The 26,422-nt window shown below is 69.9% G+C and carries 26 protein-coding genes; 17 read left to right on the forward strand and 9 right to left on the reverse strand.

What is annotated here, in order from left to right:
• Positions 1-84 precede the first annotated feature (84 nt).
• Together infB and rbfA are read left to right on the forward strand one after the other, a co-directional pair.
• Positions 85-2,832 (forward strand): translation initiation factor IF-2, encoded by a 2,748-nt coding sequence (infB, locus tag BKA24_RS06050; RefSeq protein WP_184216147.1) that lies wholly within the window; start codon positions 85-87, stop codon positions 2,830-2,832.
• Positions 2,833-2,968: 136 nt separating this feature from the next.
• Positions 2,969-3,403 (forward strand): 30S ribosome-binding factor RbfA, encoded by a 435-nt coding sequence (gene rbfA / locus BKA24_RS06055; protein ID WP_184216149.1) that lies wholly within the window; start codon positions 2,969-2,971, stop codon positions 3,401-3,403.
• Between the two features lie 5 nt (positions 3,404-3,408).
• Here rbfA and BKA24_RS06060 read toward each other — a convergent pair whose 3' ends face one another.
• On the reverse strand, positions 3,409-4,278 hold the full coding sequence (locus tag BKA24_RS06060) for an A/G-specific adenine glycosylase (protein WP_184216151.1): 870 nt from the start codon (positions 4,276-4,278) through the stop codon (positions 3,409-3,411).
• Positions 4,279-4,378: 100 nt separating this feature from the next.
• On the opposite strand from BKA24_RS06060, the gene truB reads away from it, so the two are divergent.
• The 4 genes from truB to BKA24_RS06080 are packed head-to-tail and all read left to right on the forward strand — an operon-like array spanning position 4,379 to position 7,079.
• On the forward strand, positions 4,379-5,272 hold the full coding sequence (truB, locus tag BKA24_RS06065) for a tRNA pseudouridine(55) synthase TruB (RefSeq protein ID WP_184216153.1): 894 nt from the start codon (positions 4,379-4,381) through the stop codon (positions 5,270-5,272).
• A complete protein-coding gene (locus tag BKA24_RS06070) occupies positions 5,269-5,637 on the forward strand; it encodes a hypothetical protein (RefSeq protein ID WP_184216155.1) in 369 nt (122 codons plus the stop codon). The genes truB and BKA24_RS06070 overlap by 4 nt, the downstream gene beginning before the upstream one ends.
• Before the next feature lie 24 nt (positions 5,638-5,661).
• Complete coding sequence (locus tag BKA24_RS06075) at positions 5,662-6,117, forward strand: hypothetical protein (protein WP_184216157.1); 456 nt, start codon at positions 5,662-5,664, stop codon at positions 6,115-6,117.
• Positions 6,114-7,079 (forward strand): bifunctional riboflavin kinase/FAD synthetase, encoded by a 966-nt coding sequence (locus BKA24_RS06080; protein ID WP_184216159.1) that lies wholly within the window; start codon positions 6,114-6,116, stop codon positions 7,077-7,079. Before BKA24_RS06075 ends, BKA24_RS06080 begins: the two co-directional genes overlap by 4 nt.
• Before the next feature lie 82 nt (positions 7,080-7,161).
• Here the strand turns inward: BKA24_RS06080 and deoC are convergent, their stop codons facing one another.
• Positions 7,162-7,872: a deoxyribose-phosphate aldolase gene (gene deoC / locus BKA24_RS06085; protein WP_184216161.1), complete on the reverse strand. Its 711-nt coding sequence runs from the start codon at positions 7,870-7,872 to the stop codon at positions 7,162-7,164.
• Between the two features lie 235 nt (positions 7,873-8,107).
• Between deoC and BKA24_RS06090 the strand changes: the two genes are divergently transcribed.
• The 3 genes from BKA24_RS06090 to BKA24_RS06100 all read left to right on the forward strand — a co-directional run bounded on the left by BKA24_RS06090 (position 8,108) and on the right by BKA24_RS06100 (position 12,350).
• Positions 8,108-10,264: a DEAD/DEAH box helicase gene (locus BKA24_RS06090; RefSeq protein WP_184216163.1), complete on the forward strand. Its 2,157-nt coding sequence runs from the start codon at positions 8,108-8,110 to the stop codon at positions 10,262-10,264.
• Positions 10,265-10,375: 111 nt separating this feature from the next.
• Positions 10,376-11,404 carry a 6-phosphofructokinase gene (locus BKA24_RS06095; protein WP_184216165.1) on the forward strand — a complete coding sequence of 343 codons (1,029 nt, stop codon included), beginning with the start codon at positions 10,376-10,378 and terminating at the stop codon, positions 11,402-11,404.
• Complete coding sequence (locus BKA24_RS06100; RefSeq protein ID WP_184216167.1) at positions 11,397-12,350, forward strand: DMT family transporter; 954 nt, start codon at positions 11,397-11,399, stop codon at positions 12,348-12,350. The genes BKA24_RS06095 and BKA24_RS06100 overlap by 8 nt, the downstream gene beginning before the upstream one ends.
• Positions 12,351-12,353: 3 nt before the next feature.
• Here the strand turns inward: BKA24_RS06100 and msrB are convergent, their stop codons facing one another.
• Positions 12,354-12,758 carry a peptide-methionine (R)-S-oxide reductase MsrB gene (msrB, locus tag BKA24_RS06105; RefSeq protein WP_184216169.1) on the reverse strand — a complete coding sequence of 135 codons (405 nt, stop codon included), beginning with the start codon at positions 12,756-12,758 and terminating at the stop codon, positions 12,354-12,356.
• 122 nt (positions 12,759-12,880) lie between these two features.
• On the opposite strand from msrB, the gene BKA24_RS06110 reads away from it, so the two are divergent.
• The 5 genes from BKA24_RS06110 to groL all read left to right on the forward strand — a co-directional run bounded on the left by BKA24_RS06110 (position 12,881) and on the right by groL (position 17,066).
• On the forward strand, positions 12,881-13,120 hold the full coding sequence (locus BKA24_RS06110) for a DUF3263 domain-containing protein (RefSeq protein WP_184216171.1): 240 nt from the start codon (positions 12,881-12,883) through the stop codon (positions 13,118-13,120).
• Positions 13,121-13,149: 29 nt separating this feature from the next.
• Complete coding sequence (locus tag BKA24_RS06115; protein WP_343065965.1) at positions 13,150-13,794, forward strand: LytR C-terminal domain-containing protein; 645 nt, start codon at positions 13,150-13,152, stop codon at positions 13,792-13,794.
• 162 nt (positions 13,795-13,956) lie between these two features.
• Positions 13,957-14,160 (forward strand): cold-shock protein, encoded by a 204-nt coding sequence (locus BKA24_RS06120; RefSeq protein ID WP_184216173.1) that lies wholly within the window; start codon positions 13,957-13,959, stop codon positions 14,158-14,160.
• 22 nt (positions 14,161-14,182) lie between these two features.
• The gene (locus BKA24_RS06125) at positions 14,183-15,247 is read left to right on the forward strand and encodes a DUF3048 domain-containing protein (RefSeq protein ID WP_184216175.1); all 1,065 of its coding nucleotides are present in this window, start codon (positions 14,183-14,185) and stop codon (positions 15,245-15,247) included.
• A gap of 199 nt (positions 15,248-15,446) precedes the next feature.
• Positions 15,447-17,066, forward strand: a complete 1,620-nt coding sequence (groL, locus tag BKA24_RS06130) for a chaperonin GroEL (RefSeq protein ID WP_184216177.1) — start codon at positions 15,447-15,449, stop codon at positions 17,064-17,066.
• A 65-nt stretch (positions 17,067-17,131) separates the two neighbouring features.
• Here the strand turns inward: groL and BKA24_RS06135 are convergent, their stop codons facing one another.
• From BKA24_RS06135 to BKA24_RS06145, 3 genes are all read right to left on the reverse strand, one after another.
• Positions 17,132-17,419 carry a WXG100 family type VII secretion target gene (locus BKA24_RS06135; RefSeq protein ID WP_184216179.1) on the reverse strand — a complete coding sequence of 96 codons (288 nt, stop codon included), beginning with the start codon at positions 17,417-17,419 and terminating at the stop codon, positions 17,132-17,134.
• A 130-nt stretch (positions 17,420-17,549) separates the two neighbouring features.
• On the reverse strand, positions 17,550-19,151 hold the full coding sequence (locus tag BKA24_RS06140) for a sensor histidine kinase (RefSeq protein ID WP_184220487.1): 1,602 nt from the start codon (positions 19,149-19,151) through the stop codon (positions 17,550-17,552).
• A gap of 145 nt (positions 19,152-19,296) precedes the next feature.
• Positions 19,297-19,989, reverse strand: a complete 693-nt coding sequence (locus BKA24_RS06145) for a response regulator transcription factor (protein ID WP_184216181.1) — start codon at positions 19,987-19,989, stop codon at positions 19,297-19,299.
• Between the two features lie 100 nt (positions 19,990-20,089).
• Here BKA24_RS06145 and BKA24_RS06150 point away from each other — a divergent pair, with 100 nt between their 5' ends.
• Positions 20,090-21,280: a CPBP family glutamic-type intramembrane protease gene (locus tag BKA24_RS06150; protein WP_343065967.1), complete on the forward strand. Its 1,191-nt coding sequence runs from the start codon at positions 20,090-20,092 to the stop codon at positions 21,278-21,280.
• Positions 21,281-21,286: 6 nt separating this feature from the next.
• Here the strand turns inward: BKA24_RS06150 and BKA24_RS06155 are convergent, their stop codons facing one another.
• The 3 genes from BKA24_RS06155 to BKA24_RS06165 form a co-directional block, all read right to left on the reverse strand.
• The gene (locus BKA24_RS06155) at positions 21,287-22,930 is read right to left on the reverse strand and encodes a DNA repair helicase XPB (RefSeq protein WP_184216186.1); all 1,644 of its coding nucleotides are present in this window, start codon (positions 22,928-22,930) and stop codon (positions 21,287-21,289) included.
• A gap of 76 nt (positions 22,931-23,006) precedes the next feature.
• Positions 23,007-24,713, reverse strand: coding sequence for a helicase-associated domain-containing protein (locus tag BKA24_RS06160; RefSeq protein ID WP_184216188.1), 1,707 nt, complete (start codon positions 24,711-24,713; stop codon positions 23,007-23,009).
• A 1-nt stretch (position 24,714) separates the two neighbouring features.
• Entirely contained in the window at positions 24,715-24,990 is a 276-nt protein-coding gene (locus BKA24_RS06165; protein WP_184216191.1) for a multidrug ABC transporter ATPase, read from the reverse strand.
• A 104-nt stretch (positions 24,991-25,094) separates the two neighbouring features.
• Here BKA24_RS06165 and BKA24_RS06170 point away from each other — a divergent pair, with 104 nt between their 5' ends.
• The gene (locus BKA24_RS06170) at positions 25,095-25,478 is read left to right on the forward strand and encodes a cold-shock protein (RefSeq protein ID WP_184216193.1); all 384 of its coding nucleotides are present in this window, start codon (positions 25,095-25,097) and stop codon (positions 25,476-25,478) included.
• The gene (locus tag BKA24_RS15910) at positions 25,462-26,379 is read left to right on the forward strand and encodes a DUF3027 domain-containing protein (RefSeq protein WP_184216195.1); all 918 of its coding nucleotides are present in this window, start codon (positions 25,462-25,464) and stop codon (positions 26,377-26,379) included. Before BKA24_RS06170 ends, BKA24_RS15910 begins: the two co-directional genes overlap by 17 nt.
• The last annotated feature ends 43 nt before the right edge of the window (positions 26,380-26,422 follow it).

Genomic DNA, 26,422 nt, shown 5'->3' on the forward strand with positions numbered 1-26,422 from the left:
GGACACAAAGTGAACGGCTCGAAATGAGACCCGTCCGCCAGTGATGGTCCGCCCTGTCCGGGGCGGGCCCCAGACAGGAGAATTGTGGCAAAACCACGCGTACACGAGATCGCTTCCGAGCTCGGCGTCGACAGTAAAGTCGCCCTCGCAAAGCTGAAGGAGCTCGGCGAATTCGTCAAGAGCCCCTCATCCACCATCGAGCCCCCCGTGGCTCGCAAGCTCCGCGCCGCCCTCGAGGCGGAAGGCGTGAAGGCTCCGGCCGCCGCGCCCGCGAAGCCCGCGGCATCCGGCCCCCGTCCGGGAGCCCCGAAGCCGGCAGCTCCGGCACCGGCTGCCCCGGCACCCGCTGCCCCCACGCCGGCGGCTGCCGCTCCGGCCGCGTCCGAAGCTCCGGCAGCGCCGGCGGCCCCGGCAGCAGAGACCGCGACTCCGTCGGCGGCCCCCAAGCCCGGCGGTGCGCCCACCCCCGGCAAGCCGGCATCCCCGCAGGCTCCCCGTCCCGGTGGGGCAGGCGGCGCACCGCGCCCCGGTAACAACCCGTTCGCCAGCTCGCAGGGCATGGGTCAGCGACCCGCCGGCCCGCGTCCCGGCAACAACCCCTTCGCCTCGGCGCAGGGCATGGGTCAGCGACCCACTCCCGGCAACATCCCGCGCCCGCAGGCGCCGCGTCCCGGCGCTCCGCGTCCGGGTGCTCCGCGTCCCGGTGGCGCCGGTCGTCCCGGTGGCGGCGGTCGTCCCGGCGCGCCCTTCCAGCAGCGTCCCGGCGGCCCCGGCCGTCCCGGTGGCGGCGGCTTCGGTGCCGCACGTCCCGGCGGCGCTCCCGGCGGCGGTTTCGCCGGTCGTCCCGGTGGCGGCGGTGGCCGCGGCCGTGGTCCCGGCGGTGGCACCGCGGGTGCCTTCGGTAAGGGAGGCGGCAAGTCCAAGCAGCGTAAGTCGCGTCGGGCGAAGCGGCAGGAATTCGAGATGCGGTCGGCGCCCGTCGTCGGCGGCGTCAACGTCTCGAAGGGCAACGGCGAGATCATCCGCCTGCGTCGCGGCGCGTCGATCTCGGACTTCGCCGACAAGCTCGAGGCGCTGCGCGGCTACAACGTGCAGCCCGGAACCCTGGTGACGATCCTCTTCAACCTCGGCGAGATGGCCACGGCCACCGAGTCCCTGGATGAGGCGACGTTCGAGATCCTCGGTGAAGAGCTCGGCTACAAGATCCAGATGGTGTCGCCCGAGGACGAGGACAAAGAGCTCCTCGAGGGCTTCGGTCTCGACCTCGAGGCCGAGCTGGAGGCGGAAAGCGAGGACGACCTCGAGATCCGTCCTCCCGTGGTCACCGTCATGGGTCACGTCGACCACGGTAAGACGCGCCTTCTCGACGCGATCCGCCAGACCAATGTGGTCGCCGGTGAGGCGGGTGGCATCACCCAGCACATCGGTGCCTACCAGGTGTGGACCGAGCACGAGGGCATCGAGCGCGCGATCACCTTCATCGACACCCCGGGTCACGAGGCGTTCACCGCCATGCGTGCTCGCGGTGCGCAGGTGACCGACCTCGCCATCCTCGTGGTCGCGGCCGACGACGGCATCATGCCGCAGACGGTCGAGGCGTTGAACCACGCTCAGGCCGCGAACGTGCCCATCGTGGTGGCGGTCAACAAGGTCGACAAGCCCGACGCCAACCCCGGCAAGGTGCGCCAGCAGCTCACCGAGTACGGTCTGGTCGCCGAGGAGTACGGCGGCGACGTCATGTTCGTCGACGTCTCGGCCCGCCAGGGCACGAACATCCAGGAACTGCTGGATGCCGTCCTCCTCACCGCCGACGCGGGTCTGGACCTCACGGCCAACCCGAACAAGGCGGCGCGCGGTGTCGCCATCGAGGCGAAGCTCGACAAGGGTCGCGGTTCGGTCGCCACGGTACTGATCCAGTCCGGAACCCTCCGGGTCGGCGACGCGATCGTCGCGGGAACGGCCTACGGCCGCGTCCGCGCCATGATCGACGAGAACGGCGACGCGGTCGACGAGGCTTACCCGTCGCGTCCGGTCCAGGTGCAGGGGCTCAACTCCGTGCCCCGCGCCGGTGACGTGTTCATCGTCACCGAGGAAGACCGCATGGCGCGTCAGATCGCTGAGAAGCGTGAAGCCGTCGAGCGCAACGCCCAGCTGGCCAAGGCCCGCAAGCGCATCTCGCTCGAGGACTTCACCCGCGCTCTCGAAGAGGGCAAGGTCGAGTCGCTCAACCTCATCATCAAGGGTGACGTCTCGGGTGCCGTCGAGGCGCTCGAGGAATCGCTCCTCAAGATCGAGGTCGACGACAGCGTGCAGCTGCGGATCATCCACCGCGGCGTCGGTGCGATCACCGAGTCGGATATCAACCTGGCGACGATCGACAACGCGATCGTCATCGGCTTCAACGTCCGCCCCGACACGAAGGCGCGCGAGCGCGCCGCTCGCGAGGGCGTGGACGTCCGGTTCTACTCGGTCATCTACAACGCGATCGATGACGTGGAGCAGTCGCTCACGGGCATGCTCAAGCCGGAGTACGAAGAGGTCCAGTCGGGCGTCGCGGAGATCCGCGAGGTCTTCCGGTCCTCGAAGTTCGGCAACATCGCCGGTGTCATCGTCCGCTCGGGCACGATCACGCGCAACGCCAAGGCGCGCGTCATCCGTGACGGCGTCGTGCTCGCCGACGGCCTGGCCATCGAGTCGCTGCGCCGCTTCAAGGACGACGTCACCGAGGTGCGTACGGACTTCGAAGCCGGTATCGGCCTCGGCAAGTACAACGACATCCAGGTCGGCGACGAGATCGAGACGACCGAGATGGTGGAGAAGCCGCGCGGCTGATCCGTTCGTCTGTTGCTACGGCGATGGATGCCTCGCGCGAAACAGGGCCCCTACCCCGACTTCGCGCGAAGCATCCATCGCCTCCGCAATTCCTCCGTCCGCCGATCGCGGGCAGAGGTGGGAAGAGGAGAAGGACATGGCTGGAGAACGACAGGCACGGCTCGCGGATCGCATCCGCGTGCTCATCGCGGAGCGTCTCGAGAAGGGGCTGCGCGACCCGCGGCTCGGTTTCGTCACGATCACCGACGTCCGTGTGACGGGCGACCTCCAGCACGCGTCGGTGTTCTACACCGTCTACGGCGACGACCAGGCGCGCAGCGACAGCTCCGCGGCACTGGCGGCGGCCACCGGCATGCTGCGCCGCGAGGTCGGCCGCCAGCTCGGCATCCGTCTCACCCCGTCGCTGGAGTTCATCCTCGACGGTCTCCCCGAGAACGCCGGGCACATCGAAGACCTCCTGCGCGAAGCGCGCGAGCGCGATGCGGCCGTCGCGGGGATCGCGGCATCCGGCACGTACGCGGGCGAGTCCGACCCGTACGTGAAGCCGCGCGAAGACGACGACGAGGACTGACCGCCTCAGCGCGGAAGGTGGAGCGCCCCGCCGGTGGCTTCCACGAGACCGTCGGTGATGAGCGAATCGATCGCGCGCGTGCGCTGCAGCGGATCGGGCCACTCGGCGATGACCTCCTCCGCCGCGGCGGAATGGTCCGGCGCGGCGCGGAGCACTTTCAGCACGGCGCCGCGCGCCTGCCGGTCGCTGCCCTCGTACCGGGCCTGTCTGCGCCGGGCATCACCCGTGTCGGGGTAGCCGGCAGCACGCCACGCGCAGACGGCCGCGAGCGGGCACGCCTCGCAGCGCGGGGAGCGCGCGGTGCACACGACCGCGCCGAGTTCCATCGCGGCCGCGTTGACGACGGCGGCATCCGTGTCGTCCGCCGGGAGGACTCTCGTCATCGCCGCCAGATCAGCTGTGGCGGGCTGCCCCGGCTGCGAACGCCCGTCGACGGCGCGGGCGAGCACCCGGCGCGTGTTCGTGTCGACGACCGGATGCCGGTCTCCGTAGGCGAACACGGCGACGGCACGCGCGGTGTAGTCGCCGATGCCGGTCAGAGCAAGCAGCGCGTCGACGTCGCGCGGCACGACACCATCGTGACGGTCGCGGATCTCCGTCGCGGCCCGGTGCAGCCAGAGGGCCCGGCGCGGGTAGCCGAGATTCGCCCACAGCCGTACCGCGTCTGCGGGAGGGGATGCCGCGAGAGCGGCGGGCGTCGGCCATCGCTGGAGCCACTCGGTCAGGCGCGGGATCACCCGGGCCACGGGCGTCTGCTGCAGCATGAACTCGCTCACGAGGATGCCCCATGCACCGAAACCCTCGGCCCGCCACGGGAGGTCGCGCGCATTGTCCCGGTACCACGCGATAAGCGGCGGAGCGAGGTCGGCGGACATCACTCAAGCGTACGTTCCGCGCGTGGTCGCATCGATTTCGCGTCCGACGGGGATGCCGCGGACTCTGGCCGGTCAGGTCCGCCGAACTAGGCTGGAAGTCATGCACCAGCCCCCGAGCCCGAGCGGGATCCTGCTCGTCGACAAGCCCGGCGCGGTGACCAGTCACGACGTGGTCGCGCGTGCGCGCCGCGCGCTGAACACCCGCAAGATCGGTCACGCCGGAACCCTCGACCCGATGGCGACGGGCCTCCTCATCCTCGGCGTCGGGCCCGCCACCCGCCTGCTGACCTACATCGTCGGGCTCGGCAAGACGTACGAGGCCACCATTCGGCTCGGGGTGTCCACCGACTCCGACGACGCCGACGGGCAGGAGACGGGACGAACGGATGCCGCGGCCGTCAGCGATGCGTCCATCACCGCCGCGATCGCCGACCTGACCGGGGAGATCTCACAGGTGCCCAGCACGGTCTCGGCGATCAAGGTCGGCGGTCGACGGGCCTACGATCTCGCACGTGCGGGGGAGCAGGTGGAGTTGAAGGCGCGTGCCGTGACGGTCTCGCGCTTCGACGTGCTCGCGACCCGCCGGGAGGGGGATGCCATCGACCTCGACGTGATCGTCGACTGCTCGAGCGGCACGTACATCCGTGCGCTGGCCCGCGACCTCGGCGCTGCGCTCGGGGTGGGCGGGCATCTCACCGCCCTCCGGCGCACCCGTATCGGCGACTTCGACGTCGCGGACGCCGTGACCGAGATCACGCCCGAGGCGACGCTGCTCGGCGCGGCGGACACCGCGCGTCGTGTGCTCGGCGCCTTCTCGGTCACGGCGGACGAGGCGCGCGATCTGCGACACGGCAAGCGGCTGCACGGCGCGGCATCCCGCCTCCAAGGCGAGAACCCGGCGGCGATCGATCCCGACGGGGTGCTCGTGGGCATCGTCGGCCGGCGCGGAGACGACGTGAAGAGCTTCATGAACATGCCGGAGGCTCAGGGATGATCCTGTGGTTCACCATCGTCCAGATCGCCGCGGCGTGCGCCGCCGGTCTACTGTGCACGGTGCTCGGGCTCGCCGGGCGGCGGCCCAGCGATCTCAGCGTCGGGACGCAGGCCGTCATCCTCCTCCTCCTCATCGCGCAGGTCGTGATGGCGATCGTCGCTCCGCTGGCAGGCAACCCGCCTACGGGCGATCTGCTCGAGTACTGGGTGTATCTCGTCTCCGCCGTCCTGATCCCGCCGGCCGCGGTGCTGTGGGCGCTCATCGAGCGCGGGCGGTGGAGCACGGTCGTCATGGGCGTGGCGTCGTTCGCGATCGCGGTCATGGTGTGGCGCATGCACGTCATCTGGACGATCCAGGTGGCGTGAGCGCGAACGTAGGATTGAGGTGCCATGCCTGACACCGCCTCGATCACCGCGCCGACGGCGCCTCCCTCTCGCCGAATGACCGGGATCGGCCGCGTCCTCGTCGTCGTGTACGCCATCATGGCCATCGGTGCGACGGGACGCTCGTTCGTGCAGATCGTCCGCGAGTTCGACGAGGCCCCGCTGGCCTACTCGCTGTCCGCGCTCGCGGCGGTCGTCTACATCCTCGCGACCCTGGCGCTCATCTTCAGCGCCTCCGACGCGTGGTACCGGGTCGCGTGGGTCGCGATCGTCTTCGAGCTGATCGGCGTGCTCGTGGTGGGCACGCTCTCGCTCGTCTTGCCGGCGTGGTTCGATCACCCGACGGTGTGGTCGGGCTACGGCATCGGATACGTCCTGATCCCGCTCGTGCTGCCGTTCCTCGGCATCTGGTGGCTGCAGACCCACCGGACGGCGCGGGTCGCGGAGGGCACTGCGGCATGAAGGTCTTCTTCGACCCGACCGAGATCCCCGCGGGGTTCGGTCCGAGCGTCGTCGCGATCGGGAAGTTCGACGGCGTCCACTCCGGCCACCGTGCGGTCATCGATCGTGCGCGCGTGACGGCGACAGATGCCGCGGCGCGGGTCGTCGCGGTCACCTTCGACCGCAACCCGCTCAGCATCCTCCGACCCGACCGCTGCCCCGAGGCGCTGGTGAGCGTCGACCAGAAGATCGCACTCCTCGCCGATGCCGGTGTCGACGCGACGCTCGTGCTCCGCTTCGATGAGGCGCTCGCCGCCCTGTCTCCGCGGGAGTTCGTCGAGCACGTCCTGGTCGACGCACTCGGCGCGGTCTGCGTGATGGTGGGGGACGACTTCCGCTTCGGCCGCGGCGGTGCGGGGACGCCCGCGGTGCTCGGCGACCTCGGCGCCGACTTGGGCTTCACCGTCGACGTAGTCTCGGACGTCCAGGGCGGCGGCCGCCGGGTGTCATCGACCTGGGTGCGCGAACTCCTCGCCGCCGGGCAGGTGGAGGACGCGGCTCGGCTGCTCGGCCGCCCGCACGCCGTGCGCGGTGAGATCGTCCACGGACTCAAGCGCGGTCGCGAACTGGGGTATCCGACGGCGAACCTGTCGTCCGAGCTCGAGGGGTTCGTCCCCGCCGACGGCGTCTACGCGGGCTGGCTGATCGACGAGGGGAAGGATGCCGGCGCGCTGAGCGCGGCGACGCGCTATCCGGCGGCCATCTCGATCGGAACCAACCCCACCTTCGACGACGTGCCGGAGCGTCAGATCGAGGCGTACGTGCTCGACGAGACCGATCTCGATCTCTACGACCACACCGTGCAGGTGCAGATCACGCACCGGATCCGCGGCATGGTGAAGTTCGAGGGCATCGACGTGCTCATCGAGACGATGCGCGGTGATGTCGCCGCCGTGCGGGCCGCGCTGCTGCCGGGCCGCTGACGGGCAGTCGACGGGCGGCCCGCTGACCGCGGGGACGCACCAGTGACCTGCGACCCGGAGTCGCCGGTTCAGGCGGGCAGGTTCAGTACGAGCCGCTGTCGACGGCGCCGGTGCTCTCCTCGCCGGCGTCGACCCGGCGCGCCTCTCCGAGGATGACCGCGCTGCCGCTCGTGCCCAGACGCGTCGCGCCGGCCTCGAGCATCGCGAGCGCGTCGGCGTAGCTGCGGACGCCGCCCGAAGCCTTGACCTGTACGCCCTCGCCGACGGTGGCGCGCATCAGGCTCACGTGGGGGATCGTCGCGCCGCCCCCGGCGAAGCCCGTCGAGGTCTTGACGAAATCGGCGCCGCCCTGCTCGGTGAGTCGGCTGCCGCGTTCGATCTGCTCGTCGTCGAGCAACGCGGTCTCGAGGATGACCTTGACGATGTGGCCGGATGCCGCCTCGACCACGGCGCGGATGTCGTCTGCGACGACGTCGTCGAAGCCCGAACGGAGGGCGCCGATGTTGACGACCATGTCGACCTCTGCGGCGCCGTCGGCGAGGGCCTGGCGGGTCTCCGCGACCTTCGCGGCGGTCGACGTGGTGCCGTGCGGGAAGCCGATGACGGTGCCGACGGCCACGCCGGTGCCCGCGAGGCGCGAGACGGCGTACGCGATGTCGCTCGGGCGGACGCAGACGCTGAAGACGCCCCATTCGGCGGCGATGTCGAGCTCGGCGTCGACGTCGGCGCGCGTGAGCTCCGGCTTCAGGATCGCGTGGTCGATGGTGGCGGCGAGTTCGCGTTCGGTGGGCATGACTCCAGGGTACGCGTCCGAGGCCCCCTCCTTCCGGCAGGCGACGGTGCGGACCGCGGGAACGCGCTAGAATGGCCGCAAGGGTCCGTCCCGTCGCCGCTGCTCGCAGAAGCGAGTGCCCGCAGCCGAGACGACCCGGGTACATCCCCTCGCCGCGGCGTATCGCCGTGGTCCATCCGCCCGCCGCGCGCGGCCGGGCCCACCGGTTCCGACCGGTGTCACGCTCAGGAGGAGCATGCCGACCACGGCATCCACCGCCCAGAAGACGTCGTCACGGCGTCGCAAGGGCTCTTCGTCGCGCCGCGACGACGACGCACCACTGATCCCGATCCTCGCCCGCAAGGTGCGCGAGGTCGAGGCCAAGTCCCAGCGCGGAAAGCTCGGCCCCACCAACCGGGTGAAGTTCCAGGTCATCGCCTTCCTCGTTCGCGAGGAGCGCGCGCGGGTCAAGGCCGACGGCGAGATCGCCGACGGCGCCCGTGCCGAGCTGCTGAAGCGTCTCGACGGGGTCGCGACGATCCTCGCCAAGACGGCCGCCCGGGACACCTCGCTCATCCAGCTGCTCGAGGTGGATCAGGCGACGTCGCCCGTGGCCCGCCGCATGCGCCGGGACTGGCTGCTCGAGTCGGGCGCCGAACTGCCCGAGGACGAACTGATCATCACCGACGTGAAGCCGGTGCAGGCGCCCGTCGTGCCCGCCGCTCTCGCCGAGCGTCAGGTCGTCCCGCCCCAGATCGACGCCCGCCGCGAGTCGAACCCGTTCCTCGCGCCCGACGTCGCGCTCCGCGCACCGGCGTCCTCGCCTCGTCGCCGCTTGGATGGCTGGGAGCTCATGGGCCCTCTGTACAAGGCGTTCGAGACGGGTGCCGGCGGGGGAGCCGCCTCCATGGACCTCCCGGAGGTCCCCGAGTTCGACCGCCTGTCGCCCAAGGGACTGGAGGTCATGCCCCACCAGTCCCGGTTCCTCGAAGCGGTCCGCACCGGTCACCGCAGTTTCCTCCTCGCCGACGAGCCGGGCCTCGGCAAGACCGCGCAGTCGGTGCTCGCGGCATCCGTCGCCGATGCGTACCCGCTGCTGGTCGTCGTCCCCAACGTCGTGAAGATGAACTGGGCCCGTGAGGTCGAGCGCTGGACGCCGCAGCGGCGTGCGACGGTCATCCACGGCGACGGCGAGGCGATGGACGCATTCGCCGACGTCTTCATCGTCAACTACGAGGTGCTCGACCGGCACCTGTCGTGGCTCAGCTCGATCGGCCTGAAGGGCATGGTCGTCGACGAGGCGCACTTCATCAAGAACCTCACCTCGCAGCGCTCCCAGAACGTGCTCGCCCTCGCCTCGCGCATCCGCGAGCAGGTCCGCGACCCGCTCCTGCTCGCCCTCACGGGCACGCCGCTCATCAACGACGTCGAGGACTTCGACGCGATCTGGCGATTCCTGGGATGGACCAACGGCGAGAAGCCCGGTCCCGAGCTGATGGAGAAGCTGGATACCACGGGCCTGACGCCCGCCGACAAGGCCTTCTATCCGGCCGCGCGCGACGCGGTGATCTCGATGGGCATCGTCCGGCGCAAGAAGAAGGACGTCGCCGCCGACCTGCCCGACAAGCTCATCGCCGACCTCCCCGTCGAGCTGGACGACGAATTCGGTCGCTCCATTCGCGCCGCCGAGCGCGAGCTGGGCGAGCGACTGGCGGCGAAGTACCGCCGCATCATCGAGGCGCGCGGCGACCGCGTCGTTCCCGGCGAAGCCGACGACGACATCGTCCGGCTCGTCGCGCACGGTGAGCTCGAGGAGTCCAAGGCCGCAGGCTCCGGCTCCGAGAACGTCTTCACGATGGTGCGACGCATCGGTCAGGCCAAGGCGCAGCTCGCCGCGGACTACGCCGTGCAGCTGCAGCGTTCGGTCGGCAAGGTCGTGTTCTTCGCGAAGCACATCGACGTGATGGATGCCGCGGAGGCGCATTTCGCTTCCGCTGGGCTCCGCACCGTCTCGATCCGAGGCGACCAGTCCACGCCGGCGCGCCAGGAGGCCATCGACGCCTTCAACGGCGATCCGGAGGTCGCGATCGCGGTCTGCTCGCTCACGGCGGCCGGCGTCGGGCTGAACATGCAGGCGGCATCCAACGTCGTCCTCGCCGAGCTCAGCTGGACCGCCGCGGAGCAGACGCAGGCGATCGACCGCGTGCACCGCATCGGTCAGGAAGAGCCCGTCACCGCGTGGCGGATCATCGCGGCACACACGATCGACACGAAGATCGCCGAGCTCATCGACAGCAAGCAGGGGCTCGCGCAGCGGGCGCTGGACGGCGACGCCGTCGATCCGACGTCGAGCGACTCGGTGCAGCTGTCGGCGCTCATGCACCTGCTCCGCCAGGCGCTCGGCGCCGCCTGAGGCGCGGCATCCGCCCCGGCCGCGTCGGCTGGCAGGCTGCCTGATCCGGCGATAGTGTCGGAGCAGGCAGCGTCGCCGTCAGCACCATCCCGAAATCACGAAGGATCTCTCATGAAGATCGGCATCCTCACGAGCGGCGGCGACTGCCCGGGCCTGAACGCGGTCATCCGCGGCGTCGTCCTCAAGGGCACGACGACGTACGACATCGAGTTCGTCGGCATCCGCGACGGCTGGCGAGGCGTCGTGGACGGCGACTTCTTCCCGCTCACCCGCCACGAGGTCAAGGGTCTCTCCAAGGTGGGCGGCACGATCCTCGGCACGAGCCGGACCAACCCGTACGAGGGCCCGCGCGGCGGCGCCGAGAACATCTCCAAGACGATGTACGGCCACCGCCTGGACGGCATCATCGCGATTGGCGGTGAGGGCACGCTGGCCGCGGCCGACCGTCTGCACAAGGACGGCATCAACGTCCTCGGTGTGCCGAAGACGATCGACAACGACCTGCACGCGACCGACTACTCGTTCGGCTTCGACACCGCGGTGAACATCGCGAGCGAGGCGATGGACCGCCTCCGCACCACGGGCGACTCGCACCAGCGCTGCATGGTGGCCGAGGTCATGGGGCGCCACGTGGGCTGGATCGCGCTGCACTCCGGGATCGCCGCCGGCGCCCACGTCATCTGCATCCCCGAGGTGCCGATGTCGATCGACGAGGTCGCCGAGCAGGTCACCAAGGCCCACGACCGCGGGCGCGCGCCCCTCGTCGTCGTCTCGGAGGGCTTCAAGCTCACCGGCATGGATGAGGCGTTCAGCGACAAGGGCCTCGACGCGTTCAACCGCCCGCGCCTGGGCGGCATCAGCGAGATCCTCGCCCCCGAGATCGAGCGGATCACAGGCATCGAGACGCGTGCCACCGTCCTCGGCCACATTCAGCGCGGCGGTTCGCCGTCGGGCTTCGACCGCGTCCTCGCCACCCGGCTGGGCCTTCACGCGGCCGACGCCGTCGTCGACGGCGCGTGGGGTCAGATGGTCGCCATGAAGGGCACCGACATCGTGCGGGTGCCGTTCGCGGAGGCGCTCGGCGAGCTGAACACCGTTCCGCTGTACCGGTACGAAGAAGCCGCCGCGCTCTTTGGCTGAGACGCAGGCCCCGCCGGCACCCTCGCTCTGGCTCGCGCTGGCGGGATCGGTCTTCGTCGGTGTCCTCACCGCCGTGCAAGCACGCATCAACGGGCAGCTGGGCGTGCGTCTGGACCATCCGATGGCGGCCGCCGTCATCTCCTTCGGCAGCGGTCTGCTCCTCGTCACCGCGGTGGCGCTGCTCGTGCCGTCGGGTCGGCGCGGTTTCGCCGCACTGGGTCGAGGGCTGCGCGAGCGGACGATTCCCTGGTGGATGCTGATCGGTGGCGCCGCCGGAGCTCTCACCGTCGCGACGCAGAGTCTCACGGTGGGCATCGTGGGGGTGTCGCTGTTCACGGTGGGACTCGTCGCCGGTCAGACCGTCGGCGGCCTCGCGATCGACAGGATCGGCTACGGCCCCGGCGGCGTGGTCCCGGTCACGGTTCCTCGCCTCGTGGGGGGTGCGCTGGCGCTCGTCGCCGTCGCCGTCATGCTGCTGGCCGGCGAAGGCGTGGCGGACGTTCCGGTGTGGATCCTCGCGCTCCCGCTCATCGTGGGCGTCGGTCTCTCCTGGCAGCAGGCCACCAACGGCCGGCTCCGCCAGCGCGTCGGCAGCCCGCTCACCGCGACGTTCGTCAACTTCCTGGTGGGCTCGACGCTCCTCGTCGTCGGCGCACTCGTCGTCACGATCCTCACCGGCCCGCCGCGCCCGCTCCCCGCGGAACCGTGGCTCTATCTCGGCGGGGCGCTCGGGGTGGTCTACATCGTGATGTCGGCCGCGCTGGTGGCCCACACCGGGGTGCTGCTGTTCGGCCTCGGTGCCGTGTCGGGGCAACTCGTGGCATCCCTCGTCTTGGATGCCGCGTGGCCTGCACCGGCGAGCCCCGGCCTCGCCGTCGAAATCGTCACGGTCGCGATCGCGCTGTGCTCGGTCTTCGTGGCGGGGTTCTGGCGGACTCGCCGGTGACCCTCAGGCGCCTTCGGGCGTGAACGACAGCGACAGCGAGTTCATGCAGTACCGGTCGCCCGTGGGGGTGCCGAAACCGTCGGGGAACACGTGCCCCAGGTGCGAGCCGCAGTTGGCGCAGCGCACCTCGGTGCGCACCATGCCGTGGCTGTTGTCCTCGATCAGCTCGACCGCCTCGGGACGCACCGACTCGTAGAAGCTCGGCCACCCGCAGTGCGAGTCGAACTTCGTGCCGCTCTGGAACAGTTCCGCGCCGCAGGCGGCGCAGGCGTACAGGCCCGCTCGGCTCTCGTCGAGCAGCTCGCCCGTCCAGGCGCGCTCCGTCCCCGCCTGACGCAGCACGGCGTACTGGTCGGGTGAGAGTTCCTCACGCCACTGCTCGTCGGTCTTCTTCACGCGATAGCTCATGTCTGATTCCTTCCGCTCGTTCTATTCAACCCGACGGCGGGTCGCGGTGTTCCGTCCACGGCGATGTCGACACCCGGGCCGCGCTGCCGTCCGCACGGCCGGCCCGGAGTTACCGTGAGGAGGTGCCCCTCTCCGACCGCGACCGTGCGCTCCTCGACTTCGAGGGAGCCTGGAACGGACACTCCGGAGCGAAGGAGGAAGCGGTGCGGGCCGAGCTCGCCCTGACCCCCGCGCGGTACTACCAGCTTCTCGGTCGGATCGTGGAGACCGCCGACGCGGTCGCTTACGACCCCGTCCTGGTGCACCGTCTGCGGCGTCTGCACGGCGGTCAGGGCGCGGCTTCGCTCGCCCCGCTCAGGTAGTGCCTGCGGCATCCCGGTAGAATCCCGGAGTGCCATCCCCGTCTTCCGAGATCGACTCGTCCGCTCCGCGGGATGCCGCCGACACCCCGGCCGCTCTCGCACCCTCGCGCGGGTCGTTCCCTGCCGATCGTTTCGACGATCTGCCGGATGAGCCCGGTCGGCGAGGCGCGCACCGCGCGGAGAATCCGCGGCTGCGTCTGGGCGGCGTGCTCCTGTGGTCGGCTGTCGCGACCATCGCGATCATCCTGGTGGGGATCTTCGGCACGATGCTGGCGACCGGCCGCCTGAGCTTCGCGCCGGCCGCTGAGCAGACCCAGGCGGCCGGTCCCGTCGCGCCCGAGGTCGACACGTCCTACCCGGTGATGGTGCTGAACGCCACCGACCAGGCCGGTCTGGGCGCGCAGATCCGCGAGACGATCGTCGCGGCCGGGTGGGCCGAGGAAGACGTCCAGGACAACAACGCCAGCTCCACCGATTTCTCGACCACCACCGTGTACTACCAGGGGGCGGCGGACGAGGCTGCCGCGCGGGGCCTCGCCGACGTGATCGGGGGAGCCGAGGTGTCGCTCGACGACACGTATCAGGTGGTCAGCGACCCCAGCACGCCCGGCGTCGACGGCGAATCCGGCGCGCAGCTGGTGGTCGTCGTCGGACTGGACATGCGCACCGAGTGACGCACGGCCGCGGCTCGGAGCCGCGGCATCCCTCCTGCGGCCAGGCCGTGTTTCCGTGTCGTAAACACTTCGATGCGTGCCGGTCAACAAACCCCGGATCGGTGATCGGAGCTCGTGCGGCGTGGCTAATCTGGCGACGTCCCACCGCTTCAGGAGATTCGCATGACACAGGGAACCGTCAAGTGGTTCAACGCCGAGAAGGGCTTCGGCTTCATCACCCAGGTCGATGGTCAGGACGTGTTCGTCCACTACTCCAGCATCGAGATGTCCGGCTTCCGGGTGCTCGAAGAGGGCCAGACCGTCGAGTTCACCGTGGGTACCGGGCAGAAGGGCCCGCAGGCCGAGTCGGTTCGCGTCGTCGCCTGACCTCGGCGCGTATCCTTCCCGAGTGACCCGAATCACCGCCACCTCCCGCGCCTCCCGCCTCCGCGGTCGGCGCATCGTCGTGCCGATGCTGCTGACGGTGGCGCTCCTGGCCGCATGCTCACCGCAGGCCGAGCCGACGCCGAGTGCGACGCCGTCCGAAACGCCACGCGCGACGTCGACGTTCACGCCCGCCCCGTCTCCGCCGCCCACCACCGCCGCAGCGCCGTTGCGCGGCACGGAGATGCCGATCGGCGAGGCGTCGCGACCCGCGCTGTCGGCGAAGATCGACAACCAGATCGATGCGCGGCCACAGTGGGGCCTCGACCGCACCGACATCGTCTTCGAAGAGCTGGTCGAGGGCGGACTCACACGTTACGTCGCGGTGTGGCACTCCGAGGTGCCGGCGAAGATCGGACCGGTGCGCAGCATCCGTCCGATGGATCCGGATATCGCGGGCCCCCTCGGCGGGATCATCGCGTACTCCGGAGGGCAAGAGCGCTTCGTCTCGATGATGAAGAAGACCGAGCTTCACAACGCCGTCCACGGCGGCAAAGACGACCGGTTCATGTACCGGACCGACGCGCGACAGGCTCCGCACAACGTGATCCTGCGCGCCGACGCCATCGTCGACCACTACGACGCTCTCGACGCGCCCGCGGCCCAGTTCCGCTACTCGCCCTCCGGGTGGGCGCCCCTGTTCGGACGGGCGTCGAAGGGAGTCGACGTCCGGTTCTCGCCGGCGTCGGAGCGCAACTGGCGATGGAACGGCGAAAAGAAGGCCTACCTCCGCTCGCAGGCCGGCAAGCCCGACCGGGTGGCCGGGGCAGGGCGCATCTCGGCGAAGAACGTCGTCGTGCTGGAGGTCGACATCGACTGGCGTTACGGCGACATCCCGAAGACCGTCATGGTCGGCAAGGGGCGCGGCTGGGTCTCGACGGGAGGGTCGGCGATGGGCGTCACCTGGTCGAAGAAGAGCCGTGACTCCCGCATCGTCCTGCGCAACGACGCCGGCACCGAAGTGCGTCTCGCGCCCGGCAACACCTGGGTCGAACTCGTCCCGAAGGCAGGCTCGGTCACGGTCCTCTGACCGGATGCCGCGTGACCGGGCGCGTCTGTGACGCGCCGCTCCCGGCGGCCTACCGTCACCCCGCCGCCGGGGCCGACGCGTCTGTGACGCGCCGCTCCCGGCGGCTTGCACTCCCCATGGTCGAGTGCCAGAATGATTTAGCACTCACTCATCCTGAGTGCTAAAGACATCGCCTACGTCCGGGAGGGACGACACAGTTATGGCAAAGATCATCGCTTTCGACGAGGAGGCCCGCCGCGGCCTCGAGCGCGGCCTGAACACCCTGGCCGACGCCGTCAAGGTGACGCTCGGCCCGCGTGGTCGCAACGTCGTGCTCGAGAAGAAGTGGGGCGCGCCCACGATCACGAACGACGGTGTGTCCATCGCCAAGGAGATCGAGCTCGACGACCCGTACGAGAAGATCGGTGCGGAGCTCGTCAAGGAGGTCGCCAAGAAGACCGACGACGTCGCCGGTGACGGCACCACGACCGCCACGGTCCTGGCTCAGGCGCTCGTCCGCGAGGGCCTGCGCAACGTCGCGGCCGGCGCCGACCCCATCTCGCTGAAGAAGGGCATCGAGAAGGCCGTCAAGGCTCTCTCCGACGAGCTGCTCGCCGGCGCGAAGGAGATCGAGACCAAGGACCAGATCGCGGCGACGGCATCCATCTCGGCTGCCGACCCCGAGATCGGCGCCCTGATCGCCGAGGCCATCGACAAGGTGGGCAAGGAAGGCGTCGTCACCGTCGAGGAGTCGAACACCTTCGGCACCGAGCTCGAGCTCACCGAGGGCATGCGCTTCGACAAGGGTTACATCAACCCCTACTTCGTCACCGACGCCGAGCGCCAGGAAGCGGTCTTCGAGGACCCCTACATCCTGATCGCGAACCAGAAGATCTCCAACATCAAGGACCTTCTGCCCATCGTCGACAAGGTGATCCAGGAGGGCAAGGAGCTCCTGATCATCGCTGAGGACGTCGAGGGTGAGGCTCTCGCGACGCTCGTGCTGAACAAGATCCGCGGCATCTTCAAGTCGGCGGCCGTCAAGGCCCCCGGTTTCGGCGACCGCCGCAAGGCTCAGCTCCAGGACATCGCGATCCTCACCGGCGGCCAGGTCATCACCGAAGAGGTGGGCCTCAAGCTCGAGAACGCGACGACCGACCTGCTCGGCCGTGCCCGCAAGGTCATCATCACCAAGGACGAGACCACCATCGTCGAGGGTGCCGGTGAGGCCGCTCAGATCGAGGGTCGCGTCACTCAGATCCGTCGCGAGATCGACAACACCGACAGCGACTACGACCGCGAGAAGCTCCAGGAGCGTCTGGCCAAGCTCGCCGGTGGCGTCGCCGTCATCAAGGCCGGTGCCGCGACCGAGGTCGAGCTCAAGGAGCGCAAGCACCGCATCGAGGACGCCGTCCGCAACGCGAAGGCAGCCGTCGAAGAGGGCATCGTCCCCGGTGGTGGCGTCGCGCTGATCCAGGCCGGCGAGAAGGCGTTCGCGAGCCTCGAGCTCGTGGGCGACGAGGCCACGGGTGCGAACATCGTCAAGGTTGCCATCCAGGCGCCGCTGAAGCAGATCGCGCTGAACGCCGGTCTCGAGCCCGGCGTCGTCTCGAACAAGGTCGCCGAGCTCCCCGCGGGCCAGGGCCTGAACGCGGCGACCGGTGAGTACGTCGACATGTTCGCCGCCGGCATCATCGACCCCGCGAAGGTCACGCGTTCGGCACTGCAGAACGCGGCATCCATCGCCGGCCTGTTCCTGACGACCGAAGCGGTCGTGGCGGACAAGCCCGAGAAGGTCGCGGCTCCGGCCGGCGACCCGACCGGTGGCATGGACTTCTGATCCCGTCCTGATCGACACGAACGGCCCCTCCCGCGCGGGAGGGGCCGTTCGTGGTTTCGGGCAGGTCAGCGGAACAGGCCCGCGGCCGACAGTTCGGTCTGGGCGTACTGCTGGCCGGCGACGCCGAGGGCGGTGCTGATGTCGGCGAGGGCGGCGTCGAGTTCGCGCTGAGCGCCACGCCAGCGTTCGACGACGGACTGGAAGGCGACGGAGGCCGAGCCCGTCCACGATCCCTGGAGCTGGGTGAGCTGGCCGAGCATGGCGGCCGTCTCGCTCTGGAGGCGGTCACCGGTGGCCCGGATCGTGGAGGTGGCGGTGAGGACGGCGTCGCTGTCGACGGTGAACACGGTCATGAGGATCCTTTCGGCAGGTGGTGGCACCACGCTATGGAGCGCTCGGGGGCCGCGACGCATGACGCGTGCCGAGGTGGACCGAGATGCGAGGGCCGACCCTGGGGAGGAGGAGGCGGCCGCCTGCGCTGGATCAGTCCTCGGAGGGCCGCGGCGTCCGCGGCAGCGGCTGCGTCGCCAGGTCGAGGTACGGGCCGGCGAACGCCCGGTCGACGGCCAACGGGAACGACACCGTGAAGGTCGCGCCCCCGCCGGGGGTGTCGGTCACCTCGATCGACCCCTGCAGGGCGCTGACGACGGATGCCACGATGGACAGCCCCAGTCCCGACCCGCCCGTCTCCCGGGTGCGGGAGGAGTCGGCGCGCCAGAAGCGCTGGAAGATCTTGCCGCGGATCTGCTCGGGGACGCCCTCGCCGTGATCGGAGACCGCGATCCACCCCCGCTCGTTCGTCACGTCGACGCCGACCGAGAGCTCGATCGGAGACCCTTCGGGGGTGTAGCGCCGAGCGTTGCCGAGCAGGTTCGCGACCACCTGACGCACGCGGTTCTCGTCCGCGAGGACGACGGGCACGGGCTCGGGCGGAAGCTGGAGCGGGATCGGCTCGGTGAAGAGGGGAGGAGCGGTGTCCGACGGCTTGTCGGTAGGTTTGGGACGGCGTCGCAGGAGCGATCGCGTCGCGCCGGCTATGCCCGTTCCCCGTCGGCGTGGTGTCGGATCGTCGGCGCTGATCGTCGCGATCTGGATGGCGGCGGTCGGCGACTGGCCGGCGAAGGTCACGGCGCGGTCGGGTGCGGCGGCGCGGGCATCGAGTGCCGCGTCCCGGGCGATCGGCCGGAGGTCGACCGCGGAGACCGCGATGTCGCGCTGCTCATCGAGTCGCGCGAGTGCGAGCAGGTCCTCGACGAGGGCGCCCATCCGGATCGCCTCTTTCTCGATGCGCTCCATGGCCTGCGCGGTCTGCTCGTGTCCGTCGATCGCGCCCATGCGGTACAGCTCGGCGTAGCCGCGGACCGTGACGAGCGGGGTGCGGAGCTCGTGACTCGCGTCGCCGATGAACCGGCGCATCTGCTGCACCGTGGCATCCCGCTGTCCGAGGGCGTTGTCGATCCGGTCGAGCATCACATTGATGGCGGTCTTCAGCCTGCCCACCTCGGTGCCCGGACTGATGTCGCCCATGCGCTGGCTGAAGTCGCCCTTCGCGATGGTCATGGCGGTGTCCTCGACCTGCCCCAGACCTCGGAAGGCGAGGGTCACCAGGCCGCGGGTGAGAACGGCACTGCAGAGGATCACGAACAGGGCGAGGACCGTGTAGATGCCGATGTAGTTGGTGACCGTGCGGTTCACCTCGTTCAGCGGCAGCGCGATCATCTGCGAGTAGTACTCGCGCGCGCCGGGGATCTCGAGCACGTCGACGCTGACCCGGAACTTCGCCGAGCCGTCGGCCGACCCGAGATCGAACGGCGCGGTGCCGTAGATGTAGGTGCGATCGATGGTGAAGGTCTCGGGGAAGTCGGGCGCGGGCATCGCGTCGTCGCCGCCGGCGACGGCGACCAGGTCGCCGTCGGCCTCGTACACCGCCACGAGGAAGTCGGTCGGCGCAGCCGACGCGGGCGTGAACGACGCTTCACCTCCCGACACCTCGACGTCGAACAGCGAGCTGGCGAGGTCGGTGGTGACGGTCTGCGTGAGCGACTGGTCCACGGCGCCGAGCTGCGCGTTCCGGAGGAAGATCATCGTCCCGACGCCGGCACCGATCAGTCCGAAGGCGAGCACGCTCACCGTGACGCCCGTGACCTTCGCGCGCAGGCTGATGCCGCGCCACCATCGGGTGACGCGATCGTGCGGTTCCGCCGTCGCCGTCTTCAGGGGGACGCTCCCGTCAGGAGGTGCGGTCGGCCTTCAGCATGTATCCGAAGCCGCGCTTGGTCTGGATGAGCGGCTCGGAGGAGTGCGGGTCGATCTTGCGGCGCAGGTAGGAGATGTAGCTCTCCACGATGCCGGCATCCCCGTTGAAGTCGTACTCCCAGACGTGGTCGAGGATCTGCGCCTTGCTGAGGACCCGGTTGGGGTTGAGCATCAGGTAGCGCAGGAGCTTGAACTCCGTCGGGGACAGGTCGATCGAGGTGTCGCCGATCTGCACGTCGTGGGTGTCCTGGTCCATCGTGAGCTCGCCCGCCTTGATGACCGACTCCTCGTCGGCCTGCATCGTGCGGCGCAGGATGGCCTGGATGCGGGCGACGATCTCGTCGAGGCTGAACGGCTTCGTGACGTAGTCGTCGCCGCCGGCGTTGAGACCCTCGATCTTGTCCTCGGTTTCGTCCTTCGCGGTGAGGAAAAGGATCGGCGCGGTGTACCCCGCGCCGCGGAGGCGCTTGGTGACGCTGAACCCGTTCATGTCGGGGAGCATCACGTCGAGGATGATCAGGTCGGGCTCCTCCTCGAGGACCGCCGAGATGGTCTGGGCGCCGTTCGCGACGGCGCGGACCTGGTAACCGGCGAACCGGAGGCTGGTGACCAGCAGGTCCCGGATGTTCGGCTCGTCGTCCACGACGAGGATGCGCGCTGCAGTCATAGCCTCATCCTGGCACCGGAATCCATCGGTTTGCTGGACATTCCGCGGCGTGATCGGTTCGGGGTACGATCGCGACCCCTGGGTAGGACAGGATGGAGGGGTGACCTACGCGCCGCCGCCCGCACCCCGCCCGCTGCCCGCCGACGCCACCGGCCCCGGCCTGGCCTTCCACCGGCTGGTGTTCGCACGGCAGCGTCGAGGCTGGTGGACCCCGCTCGTCACCGGTGTCTTCGGGGTCGTGCTCTTCCTCATCCTCACGACGCTCATCGGCGTGGTGATGGCGATCGTGTCGTTCGCGTCCGACCCGAACGGCGATCCGTACGTGATCATCGATCAGCTCACGTCGTTCGACATGCGCAACCCCACCATGCTCGCCCTCATCCTCGGCTCGATCATCGTGATGTGGCCCTGCTACCTGCTCGCCTCGTTCGTCGTGAACGGCAAGCGCGTCGGCCTCATGTCGTCGGTGGCCGGACGGCTCCGGTGGCGATGGATGCTGCTGTGTGCGGCGGCCGCCATCGCCGTCTACCTCGTGATCACGGCCCTCACCTACCTGTTGCCGGCCGAGGAATCGTCGGGGGCGAACCTCGTCGCCCCGGAGGACAACCCCGCCTTCGTCGGGACCCTGCTCGTCATCCTGCTCCTGGTGCCGTTCCAGGCGGCGGCAGAGGAGTACGTCTTCCGCGGATACCTCATGCAGAGCGTGGGTCGGTGGCTGAAGCACCCCGCGTGGGCGATCCTGCTTCCCGTGCCGCTGTTCGTGATCGGCCACCTCTACGACTGGATCGGTCAGGCAAGCGTGGCCGTCTTCGCCATCGCCGCGGGCTGGCTCACGTGGCGCACGGGCGGACTGGAGGCGGCGATCTCGCTGCACGTGGTCAACAACATCGTCGCCTTCGGGTTCTCGGCGTTCGGGCTGAGCGACGCTAATGCGACCGAGACGAGCATCATGAGTCTCGTCTCGTCGATCGTGATGATCGGGGTCTACAGCGCCGTGGTCGAGCTCCTGTGGCGACGTGGTGACGGGCGCCGAACCCTTCGCCTGACGCCCGCACCCGAGCCCGTGTACGCGCCGCCGGTGTACGCGGGGTACGGGGGTCCGGTGCCCGGGTACGGGCAGCCGCCGGTGTACGGCCAGCCGCCGGTCTACGGGCAGCCGCCCGTGAACTCTGCGCCGCCGGTGCCGAGCGCGCCCGCGCAAGCCGGTACGCCCGCACCTCGGTGGGGTGAATACGCTCCCGGGCAGGAGCCGACCGCCGACCCCGCCGGTCCCGACGAACGGCGGGACTGAGCGGGCTCAGGCGGCGGTCAGCCGGTCGGCGTCGAGGATCGTGTAGCTGTAGCCCTGCTCGGCGAGGAACCGCTGGCGGTTCTGCGCGAAATCCTGGTCGACGGTGTCGCGGGCGATGAGCGTGTAGAAGCTCGCCTTGTGCCCGTTGGACTTGGGGCGAAGCAGTCGTCCGAGGCGCTGCGCCTCCTCCTGCCGCGATCCGAACGAGCCCGACACCTGAATCGCGACGGACGCGTCCGGCAGGTCGATCGAGAAGTTGGCGACCTTCGACACGACGAGCACCGGAATGCGGGCGTGCCGGAACGCGTCGAACAACTCCTCGCGCTCGTCAACGGGCGTCGACCCGGTGATCTTCGGCGCGCCGAGCGCGTCGGAGAGCACGTCGATCTGGTCGAGGTATTGCCCGATGACGAGGATCTGCTCGCCCTCGTGCTTCGCCACGAGGTCGCGGACGACGTCGATCTTCGCGTGCGCGGTCGCCGCGAGCCGGTACCGCTCGTCGTCGGCGGATGCTGCGTATTCGAGGCGGTCCGACGCGGGCAGGTCGATGCGCACCTCGTAGCAGACGGCGGGCGAGATGAAGCCCTGCGCCTCGATCTCCTTCCACGGTGCGTCGAAGCGCTTGGGGCCGATGAGGCTGAAGACGTCTCCCTCGCGGCCGTCCTCACGCACCAGCGTGGCGGTGAGACCGAGACGGCGACGCGCCTGCAGATCGGCGGTCAGCTTGAAGACCGGCGCTGGCAGGAGGTGCACCTCGTCGTAGACGATGAGGCCCCAATCGAGCGCGTCGAGCAGCGCGAGGTGGGCGTACTCGCCCTTCCGCTTCGCCGTGAGGATCTGGTAGGTCGCGATCGTGACCGGCTTTACCTCCTTCGACTGCCCGGAGTACTCGCCGATCTCCTCGGGGGTGAGCGACGTGCGCTTGAGCAGCTCGTCGCGCCACTGCCGCGCGCTCACCGTGTTCGTCACGAGGATGAGGGTCGTCGTCTTCGTGTCCGCCATCGCAGCCGCGCCGACGAGGGTCTTGCCCGCGCCGCAGGGGAGCACCACGACGCCCGAGCCGCCCTCGCTGAAGATGTCGACGGCTTTGCGCTGGTAGGGGCGGAGGCTCCAGCCGTCTTCGTGAAGCTCGATCTCGTGAGGCGTGCCCGGGGTGAAGCCGGCGTGGTCCTCCGCGGGCCAGCCGATCTTCAGGAGTTCCTGCTTGATCTGCCCGCGCGCCCACGCGTCGATCACGTAGGTGCCCTGAGACGGGTGCGCGATGAGCAGCGGCTGGATACGACGATTGCGCGCGATCTCGGCGAGCACGGCGGCATCCGTCGATCGGAGGATGAGCGTGCCCTCGTCGTCGCGCTCGATCACCAGCCGGCCGTATCGGCCGACGGTCTCGCGGATGTCGATCGACACCGAGGGAGGCACGGGGAACTTCGCCCACGTCTCGAGTGTGGCAAGCATGTCCTCGGCGTCATGCCCCGCTGCTCGGGCGTTCCACAGGCCCAGCCGGGTGATCCGGTAGGTGTGGATGTGCTCGGGGGCGCGCTCCAGCTCGGCGAAGATCGCGAGCTCATGGCGCGCGTTCTCCGCGTCGGGGTGCGCTACTTCGAGGAGCACCGTGCGGTCGCTCTGGACGATGAGGGGGCCGTCAGCCATAACGGGTCATTTTAGTCGGCTCGCATGAACCCCGGCGCCGGATGCCGCGACGCAGGTGCCGCGACGGTCGGCGCGGTCAGGCGGGACGAACGCTGACGATGCTCGAGAGCGGCAGGGTGCGCTCCACGTCGGCCGCCCGGTCGCGACCACGCAGACGCCCGCCGCCGAGGCCTGCGGCCTCGACCGTCACCTCCCGGTCCGACCCGTCCGGCATCCGCACGACGATGACCACGATGGCGCGGGTGCGGACCGCCTGCTCGAGCTCGCGCTCCAGCCACGCGGCATCCGCATCGTCGGACAGGGTCGCGCGCAGACGTTCCACGAGCGGGCGGTACCTGTCCGACGCGGCGTGCGGGGCGGCGGCCTCCTCCCCGACGTGGTGGCGGTCGAGAGCCCGCGGTGATCCGTCGGCGTCCACCGCCAGGACCGGATAGCGGGCGTCGGAGAGCATCCAGAACGTCGTGTCGGCGCCACTCCGACTGAGCAGGTGTGTTCCATCGAAGAGCAGGCCGAGCGGCCGAAGCGCCTGGTCGACGGCGAGAGCCTCGAGCAGCTCAGGGTCGCCGGTGATCCGGGTGTGGCCGGATCGATCTGGCCCGACGCGCAGGAGACCGTGCCGGGCCGCCGAGCGTTCGATCTCGTAGGCGAGCGGCTGGGGCACTCCTGTCAACGACAAGCCGGTGAGGAATTCGGTAAGGGATGCCGCCGTCTCACCGGCCGCGAAGGCGGCGCCGATCGTGTCGGCGGTGAAGCGGTACGTCGACGCCTGCGCGCGCGATTCGCGCCGCGCCATCGTGCGAAGGCGCAGGTCGAGATGCGGCTCGAGGGGCCCGGGCGCGATCGCGGTGAGGTCGTTCTGAAGGTAGACGCGGTCGACCTCGTGGGGGAGGAGCGCCTGCAGCGCCTGAGTGTCGGCCTCGCCGCCGTCCGCGAGAGCGGCGGCCCATCCGGGCGGCGTGCCATCGGGGCGGAGGATCGCCCACTGGCCCCACAGCGATGCGAGGCTCGCCACCCGCTCGGGCCACGCAGGGTCGAACGGATACGCCCCGCTCCACTCCTGGGGAGACCGCCACCCGCCGTCGGCGCTCCGGAGGGCTGCCGGCAGCGCGACGCGCAGACGCCCCGCGACGCGCCGCCACCGCTCGACGGTGCGGACGCGGAGCCACTCGAAACCCTCGGCGGTCACGAGCCACGTTCGTTCGCCTCCCACGAGCAGTCCCGCCGCGTCCGCGATGGCGACGAGGCGATCGGCGTCCTCGCCCGTCGCGACAGCGCCGCCGTCGACCAGTCGGCGGCGGTCGGTGGCGCTCAGGGCGCCGGTGCCGATGCGTGCGAGCGGTGTCCGTGCGGCGCTGTGGAGGACGTCGGCGAGGGATGCCGCTGCCTCGAAGGCGCGCTCCGCGCTTGCGGCATCCGTCTCGGATGAGCCGGTGAAGATCGACGCGCGCGGGACGGGCTCGGCGGATCTGAACGCGTCGGCGACGGCACCGAAGAGTCGCCCATCGGTGTCGACGAGCGCGCGGGAAGAGAGGGTGGACCGAGAGGACTCTGACACGAGAGAGTCGGACGTGATCGCGGTGCGGATCGCGTGCGCCTCGACGTCGGTCAACGTCGCGATCGCTCGAGTCAGGTGGGCCGGGTCGAGGAGCGCCTCGGCGGCGTCGAAGTAGTCGGCCCAGGTGGCCGCCGGCGGAATCTGCCGGGCGTCGAGGAGCGCGGCGAGGGCGTCGGCGTCGAGCGTCGCGAGGTGATTCGCGAGCGATCGTGCATCCGAGGCGGTCACGTCACCGGCCCTTGTTCGCCCGTGCCCTTCTGACGAAGGTCGCGATCAGCAGGGCGATCAGCAGAGCGAAGGCGATGGGCGGCGCGATGTAGACGATGAGGGAGACCACCGGCCACGCGCCTGTACCGAAGTCGGCCTGCCGCATGCCGGTCGAGGTCCCGATGATGATCGCGAAGAAGCAGACGATCGAGAGCACCAGCAGACCCAGTGACATGAAGGCGAGGATCCGGTCGATCCGGCGGACGGGAAGGTCACCGGGCGAGGGAGATGTGCTCATCCGATCAGAGTAGCGGCTCGCCCGGGTGCCGTAGGCTGGAGGCCGGGCTGAGACGGTCCGATTTTTCCATGCCCGCACGCGGGCTCGAACTGTGAGGTTGCGACATGCCCACCGGCAAGGTCAGGTTCTACGACGAGGCGAAAGGCTTCGGCTTCATCACCACCGATGACGGCCAGGATGTCTTCCTGCACGCGACGGCGCTTCCCGCCGGAACCGAGACGATGAAGCCCGGAACGCGCCTTGAGTTCGGCGTCGCCGACGGACGTCGCGGACTGCAGGCTCTCGCGGTCCGGGTGCTCGACGCGCCCGTCAGCCTCAGCAAGCGCAACCGCCCGAAGGCTGATGACATGGCCGTCATCGTCGAGGACGTCGTGAAGCTGCTCGACGGGATCGGCGGCGACCTGCGTCACGGCCGGTACCCGAGTGCGTCGCACGGCAAGAAGGTCGCGGCGATCCTGCGCAAGGTAGCCGATGACCTCGACGCCTGACTCGGACGCGCCCGTCGAGGCGGCATCGGACGGTCCCGACGCGGCCGTGGTCGATGAAGCCGCCCCGCAGGTCGATGCCGTGGTCGCGGACCGAGACGAGGACGTGATCGCGGACGCCGAGGCGGCTGAGGCCTCCGCGGCGGACGCGGGCGACGGCGACGGACTGCTCGAGATCGCTGAGGAGTCGGCGGAAGCCGACGGTGAGGGTGCAGCGGACGCCGAGGACGCAGCTGCCGTCGATGCCGTGGAATCGGCGGCCGACTCCGGCGAGGCGGCTGCGGTCGCTCCGTCGGAACCGGGCGAGCCGGATCCGCGTCTGTTCGAGGCGCACGATCTGGCCCGTTCGGCGCTCGCCGAGGTGACCCCTGCGTCCACCATCGGTGCAGCCGCGGGTTATGCGGTGGAGAACGACGGTGTCGTCTCGCTGCGCTTCGCCAACCTGCTCCCCGGGTACCCCGGGTGGTTCTGGACTGTCAGCGTCGCCGTCGTCGACGGTGCGGAGCCGACCGTCCTCGAGGTGGAGCTGCTGCCGGGCGACGGCGCGCTGCTCGCGCCGGAGTGGCTGCCGTGGGCCGAGCGGCTCGCGGAGTACCAGGCGGCTCAGGCCGCCGCGGCCGACGACGAGTCGGACGACGCGGACGGTGACGACGAAGACGACGAGGATTCCGACGACGACCTCGACGAGGACGTCGACGATGTGGATGCCGCGGACTTCGACACGGACGGATCCCCGATCCTGCACGCCGGCGACGTCGACGGTGTCGACATCGACGAGCTCGACGACGACGCGGACGACGATGACTCGGAGGACGACTCCGACGACGAGGACTCGGAAGAGGACGACTCGGGCGACGAGGACGACTCGGACGACGAGGACGCGGAAGAACTCCGCGAGTACTGAGCCCGGAGGCATCCGCGAGACGCACAGATCACCGCGAGGGCCA

The organism is Microbacterium marinum (genome assembly GCF_014204835.1).
GTDB classification, from domain to species: Bacteria; Actinomycetota; Actinomycetes; order Actinomycetales; family Microbacteriaceae; genus Microbacterium; species Microbacterium marinum.

What these genes read in the sequence shown, in the direction of transcription:
- rbfA (WP_184216149.1), top strand. Translation starts at nt 2,969, where the DNA reads ATGGCTGGAGAACGACAGGCACGGCTCGCGGATCGCATCCGCGTGCTC.
- BKA24_RS06060 (WP_184216151.1), bottom strand. Translation starts at nt 4,278, where the DNA reads ATGTCCGCCGACCTCGCTCCGCCGCTTATCGCGTGGTACCGGGACAAT.
- truB (WP_184216153.1), top strand. Translation starts at nt 4,379, where the DNA reads ATGCACCAGCCCCCGAGCCCGAGCGGGATCCTGCTCGTCGACAAGCCC.
- BKA24_RS06070 (WP_184216155.1), top strand. Translation starts at nt 5,269, where the DNA reads ATGATCCTGTGGTTCACCATCGTCCAGATCGCCGCGGCGTGCGCCGCC.
- BKA24_RS06075 (WP_184216157.1), top strand. Translation starts at nt 5,662, where the DNA reads ATGCCTGACACCGCCTCGATCACCGCGCCGACGGCGCCTCCCTCTCGC.
- BKA24_RS06080 (WP_184216159.1), top strand. Translation starts at nt 6,114, where the DNA reads ATGAAGGTCTTCTTCGACCCGACCGAGATCCCCGCGGGGTTCGGTCCG.
- deoC (WP_184216161.1), bottom strand. Translation starts at nt 7,872, where the DNA reads ATGCCCACCGAACGCGAACTCGCCGCCACCATCGACCACGCGATCCTG.
- BKA24_RS06090 (WP_184216163.1), top strand. Translation starts at nt 8,108, where the DNA reads ATGCCGACCACGGCATCCACCGCCCAGAAGACGTCGTCACGGCGTCGC.
- BKA24_RS06095 (WP_184216165.1), top strand. Translation starts at nt 10,376, where the DNA reads ATGAAGATCGGCATCCTCACGAGCGGCGGCGACTGCCCGGGCCTGAAC.
- msrB (WP_184216169.1), bottom strand. Translation starts at nt 12,758, where the DNA reads ATGAGCTATCGCGTGAAGAAGACCGACGAGCAGTGGCGTGAGGAACTC.
- BKA24_RS06120 (WP_184216173.1), top strand. Translation starts at nt 13,957, where the DNA reads ATGACACAGGGAACCGTCAAGTGGTTCAACGCCGAGAAGGGCTTCGGC.
- groL (WP_184216177.1), top strand. Translation starts at nt 15,447, where the DNA reads ATGGCAAAGATCATCGCTTTCGACGAGGAGGCCCGCCGCGGCCTCGAG.
- BKA24_RS06135 (WP_184216179.1), bottom strand. Translation starts at nt 17,419, where the DNA reads ATGACCGTGTTCACCGTCGACAGCGACGCCGTCCTCACCGCCACCTCC.
- BKA24_RS06140 (WP_184220487.1), bottom strand. Translation starts at nt 19,151, where the DNA reads ATGATCTTCCTCCGGAACGCGCAGCTCGGCGCCGTGGACCAGTCGCTC.
- BKA24_RS06145 (WP_184216181.1), bottom strand. Translation starts at nt 19,989, where the DNA reads ATGACTGCAGCGCGCATCCTCGTCGTGGACGACGAGCCGAACATCCGG.
- BKA24_RS06155 (WP_184216186.1), bottom strand. Translation starts at nt 22,930, where the DNA reads ATGGCTGACGGCCCCCTCATCGTCCAGAGCGACCGCACGGTGCTCCTC.
- BKA24_RS06165 (WP_184216191.1), bottom strand. Translation starts at nt 24,990, where the DNA reads ATGAGCACATCTCCCTCGCCCGGTGACCTTCCCGTCCGCCGGATCGAC.
- BKA24_RS06170 (WP_184216193.1), top strand. Translation starts at nt 25,095, where the DNA reads ATGCCCACCGGCAAGGTCAGGTTCTACGACGAGGCGAAAGGCTTCGGC.
- BKA24_RS15910 (WP_184216195.1), top strand. Translation starts at nt 25,462, where the DNA reads ATGACCTCGACGCCTGACTCGGACGCGCCCGTCGAGGCGGCATCGGAC.